The following is a 16,354-nucleotide window of genomic DNA, read 5'->3' as shown; positions in this document are numbered from 1 at the left end:
GAGTTTAGCGCTTACGGCGCCAAAGGCCATACCCCGACATAGGTCTAGACGCTTGAGCGATTGGCTGGCGCCCGCATTCGCGGTCTATAGTCAGCGAACCTTCATGAGGATTGCGCCATGAGCGAGCACCCCGCCAATCGACGTCGTTTCAAACGTATTGCGTTCGATGCCAGAACCGAGCTGAAACAGGGCGAGTACATCTGGCCGGTCAAGTTGATCGACCTGTCGCTCAAGGGCCTGCTGATCGAGCGACCGGAGCCGTGGCTCGGGGATAAAGAGCAGGACTTCTTCGTCGACATTCATCTGAGCGAAGACGTCGATATCGAAATGGACGTGCATCTGGCCCACGAGGAAAACGGCCACTTGGGGTTCATCTGCCGCCACATCAGCCTGGAATCGATCCAGCGCCTGCGCCGCTTGATCGAACTGAATCTGGCGGATGAGGCCGAGCTGGAGCGCGAACTGGGTGCCCTGATCGAAATCTAGGCCCCCCAATCCCGATTCGGAATGCCCTGTGGTGAGGGGGATCTATGTGGTGAGGGGATTTATGGGGTGAGAGGATTTATGTGGCGAGGGGATTTATGGGGTGAGAGGATTTATGTGGCGAGGGGATTTATGGGGTGAGAGGATTTATGTGGCGAGGGGATTTATGTGGCGAGGGGATTTATCCCCGTTGGGCTGCGCAGCAGACCCGTTTTTTCAGGGCCGCTACGCGCCCCAACGGGGATAAATCCCCTCACCACAGAGGTCCGGCGTTCACTCAAACAGTGCGTCAAGGGCCTGTTCAAGGCGGCTCACGGCGATGATCTGCAAGCCAGGAGGCGATTCCTTCGGAGCGTTACCCTTCGGCACGATCGCGCGTTTGAAGCCATGCTTGGCCGCTTCCTTCAACCGCTCCTGCCCGCTCGGCACCGGGCGTACCTCGCCGGACAGGCCGACTTCGCCGAACACCAGCAGATCATGCGGCAGCGGCCGGTTGCGCAAACTCGACATCACCGCCGCCATCAACGCCAGATCCGACGCCGTCTCCAGCACCTTCACGCCTCCTACCACGTTGAGGAACACGTCCTGATCGTGGGTCGGGATCCCGCCATGGCGGTGCAACACCGCGAGCAACATCGCCAATCGGTTCTGATCCAGCCCCAGCGTCACCCGACGCGGGTTGGCCAGATGGCTGTCATCGACCAGCGCCTGCACTTCCACCAACATCGGCCGGGTGCCTTCCCACGTCGCCATGACCACACTGCCCGGGACTTCTTCCTGAGCACGGGTAAGAAAAATCGCCGACGGGTTGGAGACTTCTTTCAGGCCCTTGTCGGTCATGCCGAACACGCCCAACTCATTGACCGCGCCGAAACGGTTTTTCACCGCCCGCAGCAGACGCAGACGACCATCGGATTCACCTTCGAAATACAGCACCGTGTCGACCATGTGTTCCAGAACACGTGGACCGGCCAGCGCACCTTCTTTAGTGACGTGGCCGACGAGGAAGATCGCCGTGCCGCTCTGTTTGGCGTAACGCACCAGCAACGCCGCGCTCTCGCGCACCTGGGATACGCCGCCCGGCGCCGATTGCAGTTGTTCGGTGAAGATGGTCTGGATCGAGTCGATCACCATCACCTTGGGCTTTTCCTGGCGGGCGGTGGCGATGATGGTTTCGATGCAGGTTTCGGTCATCACCCGCAGTTGATCCTGCGGCAGGCCGAGACGGCGAGCGCGCATCGCCACCTGCTGCTGGGATTCTTCGCCGGTGACGTACAGCGCCGGCATGCTTTTGGCCAGATTGCACAGGGTCTGGAGCAGGATTGTCGACTTGCCGATCCCCGGATCACCGCCGATCAGCACCACCGAGCCATCGACCAGACCACCGCCGAGCACGCGGTCGAGCTCACCGGACGCGGTGGAAAAACGTGGAATCTCTTCGATGCTGACTTCGGCGAGCGTCTTGATCTGTGCCTGTTGGCCAGCCCAACCGGTGCGCCCGGTGGGTGCCGTGGCGCCGCCGCTTTCGATCATGGTTTCGGTCAGGGTGTTCCAGGCACCGCACTCGCCGCACTGCCCGGCCCACTTGGGAAAGGTTGCGCCGCACTCGGTGCAGCCGTACATGCGCTTGGCCTTGGCCATCAGAACCCCCGAAACAAAAGACGCGATGATAACGCAGCCATCGCCGATCAGCGCGGCGCAGCGGTACGGATTTCGCCGCTGGCCAGACGCGCGGCACTGTTGCCCAGCGGATCCTCGGCATTGAGGTCGGCGCCCTTGGCTTTCAACGCATCAAGCAATTCCAGACGCTTGAACAGCCCGGCGTACATCGCCGCAGTCTGCCCGGCGCCGTTACGTTGGTCGGGGCTGCAATCGGTGGCCATCAGGCGCCGGACGATCTGCAACTCGCCTTTGAATATCGCGCCCATCAGCGCCGTGTTGCCGCGTTGATCCTGAGCACAGGCGTCCGCGCCCGCTGCCAACAGTCGCTCAACCGCCGGCGCCTGACCGTGGTAGGCGGCCAGAATCAGCGCGGTGTAACCCTTGCTGTCGCGGGTATCGAGGGAATAGCCGGACTCGATAAAGGTCTCGAGCATCGGCACGTCACCACGGCGGGCGGCGTCGAAGTAGTAATCCTGCAACTGCGCCTTGATTGCCTCGGGGCTTTGCTCGACCGGTGCCGCCCACGCGGTGAACGACAGGCACCCGGCCAGGCATAAAAGAAAAATACGCATCGGGCTCTCCTTGAGCGCACGCGAGGCGGGACAGCCCTCGCGTGCGCCGCATCGCTATCAGTCGGTCAGTTTGGCCGCCAGTGCTTTCACACGGCTGAGGTCGCCCTTGGCCACTTCGGTCACACCGCTGCCGTACTCGGGGTCAGCCTTGTACAGGAAGGACAGGATGATGTGCTTGCTCTCGTCATCGGTGGTGGCCAGCGAGCCGCCGAAGCTGTCGATCAGGTCGCGACGTTCCTGCTTGCTGTACGAGCGATACAGATCACCGGCCTGCTTGAAGTTCTGCTCACGCTGGATCTTCGCCTGCTGCGTGCTGCCCGCCAGCGCCGACTGGCTGTAACGCGCCGCTGGCGTTTCTTCACGCGGTTGCAGGCGGCTTGGCTGGTAGTTGACGCCGGACTGGCTGGCGCCAAAATTCATCGCGCCATCCTGATTGCCATTGTTCACTGCGGTTTTCGGTGCGTTGATCGGCAATTGCAAAGCGTTGGCACCGAGGCGATACATCTGCGTATCGGCGTAAGAGAACACTCGGCCCTGCAACAAACGATCTTCCGAAGGCTCGATACCCGGAACTACGTTGGCCGGTGCCATGGCAACTTGTTCAGTTTCCTGGAAGACATTGGCCGGATTACGGTTCAAGACCATTTGTCCAACTTTGCGCTCGGCAATACCGGGCCAGATCTTGGTTGCATCCAATGGATCGAAATCAAACTTGGACAAATCCTGCGGCTTGAGAACTTGCACGTACAAGTCCCACTTCGGAAAGTTGCCCTTGTTGATATTACTCACCAAGTCGTTGGTCATATGACTGTAATCCTGACCTTGAACTTCACTGACTTGTTTTGGCGTGAGGTTCTTGATGCCTTGAAGACTCTTCCAGTGAAACTTCACATAGTGAATTTCATTCTTGGCATTGATCAGCTTATAGGCATGAACACCATTGCCATCCATCTCCCGATAACTGGCCGGAGTGCCGTAGTTGGAATACAACTCGGTCAGTGTGCGGGTGGCTTCCGGTACATGGGAGAAGAAATCGAACCGGCGCGAATCGTCATCGAGGTTGGTGCGTGGATCGGGCTTGAAGGCGTGGACCATGTCCGGGAATTTGATCGCATCGCGGATGAAGAAGGTCGGGAAGTTGTTGCCGACCAGATCCCAATTGCCGTCAGCGGTGTAGAACTTGGTGGCGAAACCACGCGGGTCGCGCAGGGTTTCCGGGGAATGGTTGCCATGCACCACCGCCGAGAACCGCACGAACACCGGCGTGCTCTGGCCTGCGGCGAACACCTTGGCCTTGCTCAGGTCGCTGAGGTCATCGGTCACGGTGAAGGTGCCATGAGCGCCGGTGCCGCGTGCATGTACCACGCGCTCGGGAATACGTTCACGATCGAAGCGTTGCAGCTTCTGGATCAGTTGCACATCTTGTAGCAGCACCGGGCCGGTGGCGCCGGCGGTTTGCGAGTTCTGATTGTCACCGACAGCAGCGCCGTTATCGCGGGTCAGCGGAGCGGCGTTGACCGAGAAGGTCAGCAGGCTGGCGGTGAGAACGCCGAGAGTGCGGCGATGGGGAAAAGCCCCCAGTCCAAGAGCGGAAGTCATATCAGGTTCCTCTGGTTTTATTGAGCGCATCCAGGTGCGCCACAGCAAGGCTAGAGGCCCGTGCCGAGGAACATAAATAGAAAGAACGTAACGCCATGATTGAAGACATTGGCTTTCCCGTCAGCGGGTTAGCGCGTATCCCGCGCGCGATTGCTGGCATTTTGCAAACTAAACGTCAATTGATGTGTCGATAAAAACGGGCATTGTAAGAAGGTGTTTCGCGCAGGAGGCGTTTCGCTGATTTACACTGCCTACACCAAACTCATCTGTAACAAGGAAATAACTATGGGCGTGCTTAGCGAGTTCAAGGCCTTCGCGGTCAAAGGCAATGTGGTCGACATGGCCGTCGGTATCATCATCGGCGCGGCGTTCGGCAAGATCGTTTCGTCGTTTGTCGGCGACGTGATCATGCCGCCGATTGGCCTGTTGATCGGTGGGGTGGACTTCAGTGATCTGGCTGTCACGCTCAAAGCCGCCCAGGGCGATGCGCCCGCCGTGGTGCTGGCTTACGGCAAATTCCTGCAGACGGTGCTGGATTTCGTGATTGTCGCGTTTGCGATCTTCATGGGCGTCAAAGCCATCAACCGCCTCAAGCGCGAAGAAGCCGTAGCCCCGACCGCGCCGCCGATCCCGAGCAAGGAAGAGCAACTGCTGGGCGAAATCCGCGACCTGCTCAAGGCGCAGAACGAGCGGCCCTGAGGCATTCGCTACACATCAAAACGGCACCCGCGGGTGCCGTTTTCGTTACCAGTAATTCTCCACCGCAACCTGCCCCGGCTTGCGCGTCAGGCTCAGGCGCATGTCGCGCTGTTTCAGCAAGGCGCGTGTGTCGTCGATCATCTGCGGATTGCCACACAGCATCACTCGCGAATGCTCTGGCGAGAGTTCAACCCCTGCCGCTCGCTCCAGTTCGCCGTTTTCGATCAACGTGGTAATCCGGCCCTGCAACGCGCCTGGATGCGCTTCGCGGGTCACAGTGGGGATGAATTGCAGCTTGTGGGCGTATTCGCTCAGATAGCCACGTTGCGCCAACCCGCCGATCAACTCCTGATAAGCCAGTTCCCGCGCCTCCCGCACGCTGTAAACCAGAATGATTCGCTCGAATTTCTCCCAGACCTCGAAGTCCTGCAGGATCGACAGAAACGGCGCCACCCCGGTGCCGGTCGACAATAACCACAGGTCTCGGCCGTTGACAAAACGATCCAGCGTCAAATAGCCGAACGCCTGGCGCTCGACCATCAGGCTATCGCCGACCTGTAGCCGGCTCAGCTCACTGGTGAATTCGCCGCCCGGCACGACGATGGAAAAGAACTCGAGAAACTCATCGAACGGCGACGACACCATCGAATAGGCGCGCCAGACCGTGCTGCCATCGGCCTTGGTCACGCCCAGCCGGGCGAACTGGCCGGCACGAAAGCGAAAGCCGGGATCACGGCTGGTGCGCAGCGTGAACAGGTTCGGCGTCAACGGTTGCACATCGAGCAAGGTCTGGGTGGTGTACTTCTCGGCACTGGCAGTCATGAGGCACTCCTTGAAACGATTGCCCACAGTGTCCCGCAAAATCGCGCTGCCAAACACTCGTGATTGGTAATGGTATTGACGGGATCAGCGCTAGACATTCGATTTGTTGGCAATGCTGGATCTAGAGCAATAACTTTAAGATGCCAATTAAAATATAACAGCCTGTATTGCTAAGAACACTTTATAAAAAACATCAAAGTTTCAATCTCGAAAAAATGTAAGGCGTTTCGCAGGAAAGATCCTACACTTCGATTCGTGCCGGATTTTTTGGATCCATTTGGCGCCCCTATATCAGGATGGAGGCAAAGTTCATGGAAACGTGGAAGGAATCACAATTGAAACAACTGACATTTGCCAAAGGCATTGAGGTGGCATACCCGATACTGCTGAGATTTGCCGAGAATCTGGGCTTTAACTATTGTGCGATAGCGGTCACCTCCCCCCATCGGGATGTCCATTTGAATGCCTTGCAAATCAATAACTATCCGAAAGAATGGAACATCCAGTACAACAAAGAGAACTTCCGCAATATTGATCCGGTAATAGCGCATTGCAATCATTCGGTATTGCCGATCGTCTGGGAAGAAAGAGTGTTCACCGATGCGCCAGAATTGTGGCAGGCGTTGAAGAAAAATGGACTGCAGCATGGCTGGTCGCAGGCCTTTCATGACGACACCAGCGGTTTGTGCAGCATCATCAGCCTGGCGCGCACCCACTGCCCGATCAGCCCGCTCGAACTGTATGAACATTACGGTTATCTGTTTTTTGCCAACCGACACTTCAGTGACCTGTACGCCCGCACCGTTCCCACACCAGCCAAACCCAGCAAGCCGAGGCTATCGTCCCGGGAGCTGGAGATCATGAAATTGTCCGCCATGGGCAAAACCGCTCACGATATTTCGAGAATCCTCAGCCTGAGCGAACGCACCGTTAACTATCATGTGCAAAACGTCATCGAAAAATTCAACGTCTGCAACAAGATTTCCGCAGTGATCGCCGCCGCTCGTGCCGGCATCATCTGACAGCTGAGCGTTATCGCACGGTAATCCTGCGAGTATTTAGGCGCAAAAAAACGTACCATTCAGGCCTTTCCAAGTGATGACGCAACCTGCTTGCATCGCAGTCCACTTGGTCGGATCCCGTCGCACCATCTGCCGGCAACGGGATATCTGCCGAATATCCTGAGTCCCCGCCCCATGCCCTTGCTCGAAACGCCTTTCGCCCAGCTCGACCTGATCCGCCAGCCTGAACAGCAGAATGAACCGCTGCAAGCCTTCGATGCGGCGGACGAATACCTGCTCAATCATCTCGCCAGCGAACAACCTGCGAGCAGCACCCGCGTGCTGGTGCTCAATGACAGCTTTGGCGCCTTGGCGATCAGTCTGTTGGACAAGGTCGAGGTAAGCAGCAGCGGCGACTCGTTCCTGGGTTTCGTCGGGCTGGAAAAGAATTTGCTGCGCAATGGTCAGGCGTTCGACGCGATTCGTCCGATTCCGGCCAGTGAGCCCTTGGTCGGGCCGTTTGATCGGGTGCTGATCCGCGTTCCCAAGACGCTGGCGCTGTTGGAAGAACAGCTGATCCGCCTGCAAGGACAACTCGCTCCCGGCGCGCAAGTGATCGCCGCCGCCATGGTCAAGCATCTGCCGCGCGCTGCCGGCGACTTGCTGGAGCGCTACATTGGCCCGGTGCAGGCGTCGCTGGCCGTGAAGAAAGCCCGACTGCTGATCGCCACGCCTGAAAGCAAAGCGCCCGCCACATCGCCCTACCCCACTCGCTATCGCCTCGACGAACCGGCGATCGAATTGCTTAACCACGCCAATGTGTTCTGCCGCGAAGGCCTCGACATCGGCACTCGCGCGTTTCTGCCGCATCTACCGAAAAACCTTGGCCACGCGCGAGTCGCCGACCTCGGTTGCGGCAACGGTGTTCTGGCAATCGCCAGCGCCTTGCAGAACCCGGATGCACATTACACGCTGGTCGACGAATCGTTCATGGCGGTGCAATCGGCTGCCGAGAACTGGCGCGCGGCATTGGCCGATCGCGAAGTCAGCGTGCGCGCTGGCGATGGTCTGGCCGGGCAGGCGCCGCAGTCGCTGGACGTGGTGCTGTGCAACCCACCGTTCCATCAGCAGCAGGTGGTTGGCGATTTCCTCGCCTGGCGCATGTTCCAACAGGCGCGCGAGGCACTGGTGGTCGGCGGTGCGCTGTACATTGTCGGCAACCGGCATCTGGGCTATCACAGCAAACTGGCGCGCCTGTTTCGTGGTGTCGAGCAAGTGGCGGCGACGCCGAAATTCGTCATCCTCAAGGCGCGCAAATAAAACTGCGGCGTAAAAAAACCCTCCGTGAGGAGGGTTGCAAATCCATACCCGAAGGCGCCGGGACGGGATGTTTCAGTGGGTGGTCAAACCTGCGGCATTCATGAACATGCGCATCAGGCTGGCGGCGATGAACAACACGCCGACACTGCCAACCCAGATCAGGGCCAACCAGCCGAGCCGCTGCCACAGTGGCTTTTTTTCGGCTTCTTCAATGTCGTGCAGGGAATGTTTGCCGGTCATTGCATCGATCTCCGTTAAGCCAAGGCGTCACTGCGGACGCCTTCGCGAGCAGGCTCGCTCCCACAGGGCAAGCCCAGCATGGGATTAGTGGTAACCGTCTTCGTGGGTGACCTTGCCGCGGAACACGTAGTAGCTCCAGAAGGTATACCCCAGGATGAACGGAATGATGAACAACGTGCCGACCAGCATGAAGCCCTGACTTTGCGGCGGCGCGGCGGCGTCCCAGATCGATATCGACGGCGGCACGATGTTCGGCCACAGGCTGATGCCCAGACCGCTGTAGCCGAGGAAAATCAGCACCAGCGTCAGCAGGAACGGCGTGTAGTTGGCATTACGTGCCACCGCGCGAATCAGGCCGTACAAGGTGACGAGCACCAGAATCGGCACCGGCATGAACCAGAACAGATTCGGCATGCTGAACCAGCGCGAGGCGATTTCCGGATGTGACAGAGGCGTCCACAGGCTGACGATGCCGATGACTGCCAGCAGCACGAATGCCAGCGGTCGCGCCAGATCATGCATCTGCTCCTGCAACTTGCCTTCGGTTTTCATGATCAGCCAAGTACAGCCGAGCAAGGCATAGGCCACCACCAGCGCCGCGCCGCAGAACAGCGTAAACGGCGTCAGCCAGTCCAGTGAACCACCGGCGAACTGGCGATTGACCACCGGCAGACCATCGATGAACGCTCCCAGCGCCACGCCCTGAAAGAACGTTGCCGCGATCGAACCACCGATGAATGCCTTGTCCCACAGATGACGTTTTTCATCCTTGGCCTTGAAGCGGAATTCGAAAGCCACGCCGCGGAAAATCAGGCCCATGAGCATGAAGATCAGCGGCAGGTACAGCGCCGACAACACCACCGAATAGGCCAGCGGGAAAGCGCCGAACAACGCCGCGCCACCCAGCACCAGCCAGGTTTCGTTGCCGTCCCAGACCGGGGCGACGGTGTTCATCATCACGTCGCGATCGGTCTTGCCGGGTACGAACGGGAAGAGAATGCCGATGCCCAGGTCGAAGCCGTCCATGACCACGTACATCATGATGCCGAAGATGATGATCACGGCCCAGATCAGCGGAAGATCAATACCCATGAGTCAAATCTCCTTGGTCAAGCGAGTGTTGTCTTCGTGCTCGCCCTCGGCCGGATCGTCGGCTGCGGACAACGGACGCGCCGGGGTGCGTTTCTTGCCTGGACCACCGTCCGGCGTTGCGCTGCCTTCGCTGATCTTCGGCCCTTTGCGCACCAGGCGCATCATGTAGCCGAGACCGGCGCCGAACAGGGCGAAATAGACCACGACGAACATGATCAGGGTGATGCTCATCTGCATGAAGCTGTGGTTCGACGAAGCATCGGCAGTGCGCATCAAACCGTAGACCACCCATGGCTGACGGCCGATTTCCGTGGTGAACCAGCCGGCGAGAATCGCGATCAGACCGGACGGCCCCATCCACAACGCCAGATGCAGGAACGGCCGCGAGGTATACAGCGAGTCACGTTTGCGCAGCCACAGGCTCCACAACCCGGTGAAGATCATCAGGAAACCGAGGCCGACCATGATCCGGAACGACCAGAACACGATGGTCGAATTCGGCCGGTCTTCAGGTGGAAATTCCTTCAGCGCCGGCACTTGTTTATCCAGCGAGTGGGTGAGGATCAGGCTGCCGAGGTATGGAATCTCTACGGCGAACTTGGTGCGTTCCTCTTTCATGTCCGGCCAGCCGAACAGGATCAGCGGCGTCGCCTCGTCGCCATGGTTTTCCCAGTGGCCTTCGATCGCCGCGATTTTTGCCGGCTGGTGCTTGAGCGTATTGAGGCCGTGGAAGTCGCCGATCACAGCCTGTATCGGCGCGACGATCAACGCCATCCACATGGCCATCGACAGCATGGTGCGGATCGCCGGGTTGTCTCTGCCGCGCAGCAGGTGCCAGGCCGCTGACGAACCGACGAAGAACGCCGTCGCGACGAACGCCGCCGTGGCCATGTGCATCAGCCGGTAAGGGAATGACGGGTTGAAGATGATTGCCAGCCAGTCGGTGGGGATCACCTGACCGTTGACGATTTCAAAGCCTTGCGGGGTCTGCATCCAACTGTTGGAGGCGAGAATCCAGAAGGTCGAAATCAGCGTGCCGATCGCCACCATCACCGTCGAGAAGAAGTGCAGGCCGCGCCCGACCTTGTTCCAGCCAAACAGCATCACGCCAAGGAAACCGGCCTCAAGGAAGAACGCCGTAAGTACTTCATAGGTCAGCAACGGCCCGGTGACGGCGCCGGCGAAGTCGGAGAACCGACTCCAGTTGGTGCCGAACTGATAGGCCATGACCAGCCCGGAAACCACGCCCATGCCGAAGTTGACGGCAAAAATCTTCGACCAGAAATGGTAGAGATCGCGGTAGGTGTCGTTGCGGGTCTTCAGCCACAAACCTTCGAGCACTGCCAGGTAACTCGCCAGGCCGATGGTGATGGCCGGGAACAGAATGTGGAACGAGATGGTAAACGCGAACTGAATTCGGGCGAGATCGAGAGCCTCTAAACCGAACATATGGCTTCCTCTGTCAGGTAATACGGGTAGCTGGCCCGGAGGCCTGCACCACTGCCCCCACGGATATGGAGTGCGGCGAATTCGGATTCGTTCTTTTTTTGCAACCATCGCAACGCAGGGAGTCTGGCCAAATGGCCGCCAGATCAGTTCCGGTCGGGGTCTTGATCTGGATCAAGCAACGTTGAAAGAGTAGTCCCATTTTTGCCAATGAACTGCGTGGTGGTTTGCCGCGTGACAAGTTGCCTCACTCCCCTGTGGCGAGGGGATTTATCCCCGTCCGGCTGCGCAGCAGTCGTCGTTTCGAGATTTTGGGGCCGCTGCGCGACCCAACGGGGATAAAACCCCTCACCACAGGGCTGATTGTCAGCATGAAAGATCGATGTCTGGCTAACTGAATTGTTTCTCGTAGCAACTTCCTGTTACAGACTGGTGATAATCTCGCCGTTCACTCGTCCAAGACCTGCCTTCAGATGCCCACACAAGAGCCCCTGCTGTTACGTCACCATCGCCCGTTCATGGCTTTCTGGCTGGCGCGGATTTTCACCGCCAGCGGGTTCCAGATGCTCACCGTGGCAATTGGCTGGAACCTGTATCAACTGACCGGCAACGTGCTGGATCTGGGCCTGGTCGGGCTGGTCGAATTCGCCCCGCGGGTGCTGTTCATGCTGCACACCGGGCATGTCGCTGATCGCTACGATCGGCGCAAGGTCGCCGCGCTTTGCCAGTCGTTGCAGGCACTGATTGCCTTGGCGCTGGCCATCGGCAGCGCCACCGATCACGTCACCCGCGAGATGATTTTCATCCTCGCCTTTCTGCTCGGCGCCGCCCGTTCGTTCGAGATGCCGACGACTCAGGCGCTGCTGCCCAGCATCGTCCCCAGTGCGCTTTTCCCCCGGGCAGTTGCCGCCGCGCAATCGGCACAGCAGTCGGCCACTATCGTCGCCCCGGCCCTCGGCGGTTTGCTCTATGCATTCGGCAGCGTCTGGGTCTACGGCCCGACCGTGCTGCTGTACGTGATCGCCTGTTTGCTCATGCTCAACCTGCCGGCACGCCAGACGCCATTGAATAAAGGCAAAGCCACGCTGGACTCGCTGCTGGCGGGGATTCGCTTTATCCGCAGCCGCCCGGACATCCTCGGCGCGATCTCGCTGGACCTGTTCGCCGTGTTGCTCGGCGGCGCCACGGCGTTGCTGCCGGTGTTCGCCAAGGACATTCTCCTGACCGGCCCGTGGGGTCTTGGCCTGTTGCGCTCGGCGCCGGCGGTGGGTGCGTTGCTGATGTCGCTGTTTCTCGCGCGATTTGCCGTAGAACGCAATGTCGGCCGGGTGATGTTCACCGCCGTCGGCATCTTCGGCGTCGCCACTATTGCGTTTGGTTTGTCGACCTCGTTCTGGTTCTCCCTGGCGGTGCTGGTGGTGCTCGGCGCAGCGGACATGATCAGCATGGTTATCCGTGCCTCGTTCGTGCAACTGGAAACCCCCGACGAAATGCGCGGCCGGGTCAGCGCGGTGAATGGGCTGTTCATCGGCGCATCGAACCAGTTGGGCGAATTCGAATCCGGCCTCACTGCCCACTGGTTCGGCACCGTGCCGGCGGTGGTGATGGGCGGGATCGGCACCCTGGTGGTGACGGGGACGTGGATCAAACTGTTTCCGACGTTGGCGAATCGGGATCGGATGCATGTGCCGGTGGAAGAGAAGGTCTGAATCTTTCAGGCCATCAACTCCCCCGCCACCCTCGCCCGCAACGCCTTGCCGCCAAGCTGCTCAACCAGGGTCAAGGCAAACTCCAGTGCCGCGCCCGAGCCTTGGGCGGTGATGCAGTTGCCGTCGACCACCACCGGTTGATCAACAAACGTACAGCCGGATAACTGATGGCTGGCGCCGGGCAGGCAGGTCATGCGGCGCTGGCGCAGCACGCCTGATGCCTGGAGGGCGGTGGCTGGGGCTTCGCCGATGGCGGCGAACAGGCGGCCGGCGCTGGCCTGGTACTTGAGCAACTGCTGCAAAGGCTGATGCGCCGCCAGATGCTGCGAACCGACGACACCGCCCGGCAGGGCAATGAGGTCAAAAGTCTGTGCCAGTACATCGACCAGCATGCCGTCGGCTGTCAGCCGGGTGCCGCGCGCGCAGGTCAGCATGCGCCGGCCTTCGATGCTGGCGGCGACCACTTCGATGCCGGCGCGGCGCAGCACGTCGATCAGGGTCACGCTTTGCAAATCGTCGATGCCTTCGGCGAGGGCAATCAGGGCTCTGGAAGTCATGGGCGCTTTCCGCTGGGTAGTCAGTCAAGCGTAGTCAGCTTTGTCCCACCTTGTTCGCAGACAGCCGTTACTTGATGTAAAGCTGAGTCGAAAGCGTGTTGCGCGGAGCGTTGATCGAGGTGTTACTGAAGTTGAAGGTGCCTTGCTGTTTGCCGGCCAGATCGAAGGTATAAAGAGAACCGACGGTTTTGCTGCCAGGGGTGCATTCAGTGAGATTGCCATTATCGAAGGCGCACACCGGACCTCGGGTGCCGTTGACCTCGAAGCCATCCAAAGTCACGTGTGGCTGGTTCTGGCCATAGCCGACTTCCAGCACATAGACCTTGATATTCGGCCCGCTGTGATTGCATTGGGTTTGCGGCTGGTTATCGGCAATATCTTCCAGGCCGCAGGACGATGACTGCACTTTGATCACCTTCACCTCGGTCAACGGCGGCGCCGATGCCGCGAACGCCGGAGCTGTCAGCAGCAGTGCTGCAATCCATCCGAAAATCCTGATCCCGCCGTTGCGCATGCCTGCCCACTCCAAAAAATCAGCGCGCAGTATGGCGCAGTTGTCGGCTGCGCAAAACTTCGCCGACGATCGACACCAACATCCGCCAAATTCCTCACGCGGCTGGTATGATGCGCGGCTTTTTCCGGCCCACGACAATTTCCCAGGCGCTTGCGACGGTCTGTGCTTTGCTGTTGAGGTCGATACATTCACGGCGCCACGCGCGTCACGGGGAGCAGACATGCTGGAAAGGCTGTTTCAACTCAAGGCACACAACACCAACGTGCGCACCGAAATTCTTGCGGGCGTCACGACTTTCCTGGCCATGGCTTACATTCTGTTCGTCAACCCGAGCATCCTCGGCGAGACCGGCATGGACAAGGGCGCGATCTTCGTCGCCACCTGTCTGGCGGCCGCCATCGGCTCGACCGTGATGGGCCTGATCGCCAACTACCCGATCGCCCTCGCTCCGGGCATGGGCCTGAACGCCTTCTTTACCTACACCGTGGTGCTGCACATGGGCCACACCTGGCAGGTGGCGCTGGGTGCGGTGTTCATTTCCGCCGTGCTGTTTTTCCTGCTGTCGATCTTCCGCATCCGCGAATGGATCATCAACGCCATTCCGCTGCCACTGCGCTCGGCGATTGCCGCCGGTATCGGCCTGTTCCTGGCGCTGATCGCCCTGCACAACGCCGGTATCGTGGTCAGCAATCCGGCGACCATGGTCGGCCTCGGCGATCTGACTAAACCGGCACCGATTCTGGCCACCGTCGGTTTCGCCGTGATCGTCGCCCTCGAAGCGCTGAAAGTGCGTGGCGCGGTGCTGATCGGCATTCTCGCCGTAACCATCGCCTCGATCGTATTGAACGTCACCGAGTTCGGCGGCATCATGTCGATGCCGCCGTCGCTGGCGCCGACCTTCCTGCAACTGGACATCAAAGGCGCACTGGACATCGGTCTGGTCAGCGTGATCTTCGCCTTCCTGTTCGTCGACCTGTTCGACAACTCCGGGACCCTGATCGGCGTCGCCAAGCGCGCCGGCCTGATGGGCAAGGACGGCCACATGCCGAAAATGGGCCGTGCGCTGATCGCCGACAGTACGGCGGCCATGGCCGGCTCGCTGCTGGGCACGTCGACCACCACCAGTTACATCGAATCCGCAGCCGGCGTCAGTGCCGGTGGCCGCACGGGCCTGACCGCCATCGTCGTGGCAATCCTGTTCCTGCTGGCGCTGTTCTTCTCGCCACTGGCGGCCAGCGTTCCGGCCTTCGCCACCGCACCAGCGCTGCTGTTCGTCGCCGTGCTGATGACTTCGGGCCTGGCGGAAATAGACTGGGACGACATCACCGTGGCGGCGCCGGTTGTGGTCACCGCACTGGCCATGCCGTTCACCTATTCGATCGCCAACGGCATCGCCTTCGGCTTCATCGCCTGGACCGCCATCAAGCTGCTGTCCGGCCGTGCCCGTGAGCTGAACCCGGCTCTGGTGATTCTGTCGATTCTGTTTGTGATCAAGTTGGGTTGGTTCAACGCATGAGTTTCGATTCCCAAGCCTACGCCGAACAACTCGAGGCCAAGGTCACGCGCTTGCGTGATCTGCTGGCATCGTTCGATGCACCCGAGCCGACGGTGTTTGACTCGCCTCTGCAGAACTTCCGCCTGCGCGCCGAATTCCGCCTGTGGCGCGAGGGCGGCGAACGCCATTACGCGATGTTCTCTCAGGACGACAAGCGCACGCCGATACTCATCGAAGAATTTCCAATTGCCAGCCTGCGCATCAACCAGTTGATGCCGCAGTTGAAGGCCGCGTGGCAAGCCAGTTCGGCGCTGAGCCACAAGCTGTTCCAGGTCGAATTTCTGACCACACTGGCCGGCGACGCGATGATCACCCTGTGCTATCACCGTCCGCTGGACGAGCACTGGCATGCGGCGGCAACTCAGTTGTCGGCGGATCTGGGCGTGAGCATCATCGGCCGCTCCAAAGGCAAGCGCGAAGTGCTCGGTCAGGACTATGTCGTCGAGAAACTCGAAGTCGGCGGTCGCACCTTCAGCTATCGCCAGCCCGAAGGCGCGTTCACCCAGCCCAACGGCACGGTGAACCAGAAGATGCTCAATTGGGCATACGAAGCCTTGGGCGATCGCAGCGACGATCTGCTCGAGCTGTACTGCGGCAACGGTAACTTCACCCTGCCGCTGGCGACTCGCGTGCGCAAAGTGCTCGCCACCGAGATCAGCAAGACTTCGGTCAACGCGGCCCTGAGCAATCTCAGCGAAAACGCTGTGGATAACGTCACGCTGGTGCGTTTGTCCGCCGAGGAGCTGACCGAAGCGCTCAACGAAGTGCGCCCGTTCCGTCGCCTGCACGGCATCGATCTGAAGAGCTACGAATTCGGCAGCGTCTTCGTCGACCCACCACGCGCCGGCATGGACCCGGACACCTGCGAACTGACCCGGCGCTTCGACAATATCCTCTACATCTCCTGCAACCCGGACACCCTGGCGGCCAACATCGCCCAGTTGCATGACACCCACCGCATTACCAAGTGCGCGATGTTTGACCAGTTCCCGTGGACCCATCACATGGAATCCGGTGTGCTGCTGACCCGGCGTTGATTGCGGGTAGCTGATACGGAAAAGCCGTCGTGATTGACGGCTTTTT

The 16,354-nt window shown here is 59.8% G+C and carries 16 protein-coding genes; 7 read left to right on the top strand and 9 right to left on the bottom strand.

Features of this window, described 5'->3' with window-relative positions; all coding sequences use genetic code 11:
- Positions 1-117: 117 nt before the first annotated feature.
- Positions 118-486 (top strand): PilZ domain-containing protein, encoded by a 369-nt coding sequence (locus tag J5M66_RS10770; RefSeq protein ID WP_071173654.1) that lies wholly within the window; start codon positions 118-120, stop codon positions 484-486.
- 270 nt (positions 487-756) lie between these two features.
- On the opposite strand, the gene radA is transcribed toward J5M66_RS10770, so the two are convergent.
- Genes radA through katB form a run of 3 tightly spaced genes read right to left on the bottom strand, consistent with a single transcriptional unit; the run spans position 757 to position 4,316 of the window.
- Positions 757-2,124 (bottom strand): DNA repair protein RadA, encoded by a 1,368-nt coding sequence (radA, locus tag J5M66_RS10765; RefSeq protein WP_024014403.1) that lies wholly within the window; start codon positions 2,122-2,124, stop codon positions 757-759.
- Positions 2,125-2,171: 47 nt separating this feature from the next.
- A complete protein-coding gene (locus tag J5M66_RS10760) occupies positions 2,172-2,717 on the bottom strand; it encodes an ankyrin repeat domain-containing protein (RefSeq protein WP_207808205.1) in 546 nt (181 codons plus the stop codon).
- Positions 2,718-2,774: 57 nt separating this feature from the next.
- Positions 2,775-4,316 (bottom strand): catalase, encoded by a 1,542-nt coding sequence (gene katB, locus J5M66_RS10755; protein ID WP_207808206.1) that lies wholly within the window; start codon positions 4,314-4,316, stop codon positions 2,775-2,777.
- Between the two features lie 285 nt (positions 4,317-4,601).
- Here katB and mscL point away from each other — a divergent pair, with 285 nt between their 5' ends.
- Entirely contained in the window at positions 4,602-5,015 is a 414-nt protein-coding gene (gene mscL, locus J5M66_RS10750) for a large-conductance mechanosensitive channel protein MscL (RefSeq protein ID WP_024014404.1), read from the top strand.
- A 45-nt stretch (positions 5,016-5,060) separates the two neighbouring features.
- Here the strand turns inward: mscL and J5M66_RS10745 are convergent, their stop codons facing one another.
- Positions 5,061-5,837 carry a ferredoxin--NADP reductase gene (locus J5M66_RS10745; protein WP_206421533.1) on the bottom strand — a complete coding sequence of 259 codons (777 nt, stop codon included), beginning with the start codon at positions 5,835-5,837 and terminating at the stop codon, positions 5,061-5,063.
- A 311-nt stretch (positions 5,838-6,148) separates the two neighbouring features.
- On the opposite strand from J5M66_RS10745, the gene J5M66_RS10740 reads away from it, so the two are divergent.
- On the top strand, positions 6,149-6,859 hold the full coding sequence (locus J5M66_RS10740) for an autoinducer binding domain-containing protein (RefSeq protein WP_206421532.1): 711 nt from the start codon (positions 6,149-6,151) through the stop codon (positions 6,857-6,859).
- 174 nt (positions 6,860-7,033) lie between these two features.
- Positions 7,034-8,158 carry a class I SAM-dependent methyltransferase gene (locus tag J5M66_RS10735; RefSeq protein WP_206421531.1) on the top strand — a complete coding sequence of 375 codons (1,125 nt, stop codon included), beginning with the start codon at positions 7,034-7,036 and terminating at the stop codon, positions 8,156-8,158.
- Positions 8,159-8,230: 72 nt separating this feature from the next.
- On the opposite strand, the gene J5M66_RS10730 is transcribed toward J5M66_RS10735, so the two are convergent.
- The 3 genes from J5M66_RS10730 to J5M66_RS10720 all read right to left on the bottom strand — a co-directional run bounded on the left by J5M66_RS10730 (position 8,231) and on the right by J5M66_RS10720 (position 10,939).
- A complete protein-coding gene (locus tag J5M66_RS10730; RefSeq protein ID WP_016773090.1) occupies positions 8,231-8,398 on the bottom strand; it encodes a DUF2474 domain-containing protein in 168 nt (55 codons plus the stop codon).
- 84 nt (positions 8,399-8,482) lie between these two features.
- Positions 8,483-9,490: a cytochrome d ubiquinol oxidase subunit II gene (gene cydB, locus J5M66_RS10725; protein ID WP_016773089.1), complete on the bottom strand. Its 1,008-nt coding sequence runs from the start codon at positions 9,488-9,490 to the stop codon at positions 8,483-8,485.
- Positions 9,491-9,493: 3 nt separating this feature from the next.
- Entirely contained in the window at positions 9,494-10,939 is a 1,446-nt protein-coding gene (locus J5M66_RS10720; protein WP_041477768.1) for a cytochrome ubiquinol oxidase subunit I, read from the bottom strand.
- 470 nt (positions 10,940-11,409) lie between these two features.
- On the opposite strand from J5M66_RS10720, the gene J5M66_RS10715 reads away from it, so the two are divergent.
- The gene (locus J5M66_RS10715) at positions 11,410-12,645 is read left to right on the top strand and encodes an MFS transporter (protein WP_042610527.1); all 1,236 of its coding nucleotides are present in this window, start codon (positions 11,410-11,412) and stop codon (positions 12,643-12,645) included.
- 5 nt (positions 12,646-12,650) lie between these two features.
- On the opposite strand, the gene J5M66_RS10710 is transcribed toward J5M66_RS10715, so the two are convergent.
- Both J5M66_RS10710 and J5M66_RS10705 read right to left on the bottom strand, forming a co-directional pair.
- Complete coding sequence (locus J5M66_RS10710; RefSeq protein ID WP_207808207.1) at positions 12,651-13,202, bottom strand: DJ-1 family glyoxalase III; 552 nt, start codon at positions 13,200-13,202, stop codon at positions 12,651-12,653.
- A gap of 67 nt (positions 13,203-13,269) precedes the next feature.
- Entirely contained in the window at positions 13,270-13,716 is a 447-nt protein-coding gene (locus tag J5M66_RS10705) for a DUF4879 domain-containing protein (RefSeq protein WP_130900881.1), read from the bottom strand.
- Positions 13,717-13,936: 220 nt separating this feature from the next.
- Here J5M66_RS10705 and J5M66_RS10700 point away from each other — a divergent pair, with 220 nt between their 5' ends.
- Positions 13,937-15,232 (top strand): NCS2 family permease, encoded by a 1,296-nt coding sequence (locus J5M66_RS10700; RefSeq protein WP_016773083.1) that lies wholly within the window; start codon positions 13,937-13,939, stop codon positions 15,230-15,232.
- Positions 15,229-16,308 (top strand): tRNA (uridine(54)-C5)-methyltransferase TrmA, encoded by a 1,080-nt coding sequence (trmA, locus tag J5M66_RS10695; RefSeq protein WP_123443299.1) that lies wholly within the window; start codon positions 15,229-15,231, stop codon positions 16,306-16,308. Before J5M66_RS10700 ends, trmA begins: the two co-directional genes overlap by 4 nt.
- Positions 16,309-16,354 lie beyond the last annotated feature (46 nt).

The organism is Pseudomonas sp. 67(2021) (assembly GCF_017491835.1).
In the GTDB taxonomy this organism is placed as follows: domain Bacteria; phylum Pseudomonadota; class Gammaproteobacteria; order Pseudomonadales; family Pseudomonadaceae; genus Aquipseudomonas; species Aquipseudomonas atacamensis.
The sequence above is the reverse complement of the archived record's forward strand: the minus strand, read 5'-3'. Positions and strand labels throughout refer to the sequence as shown.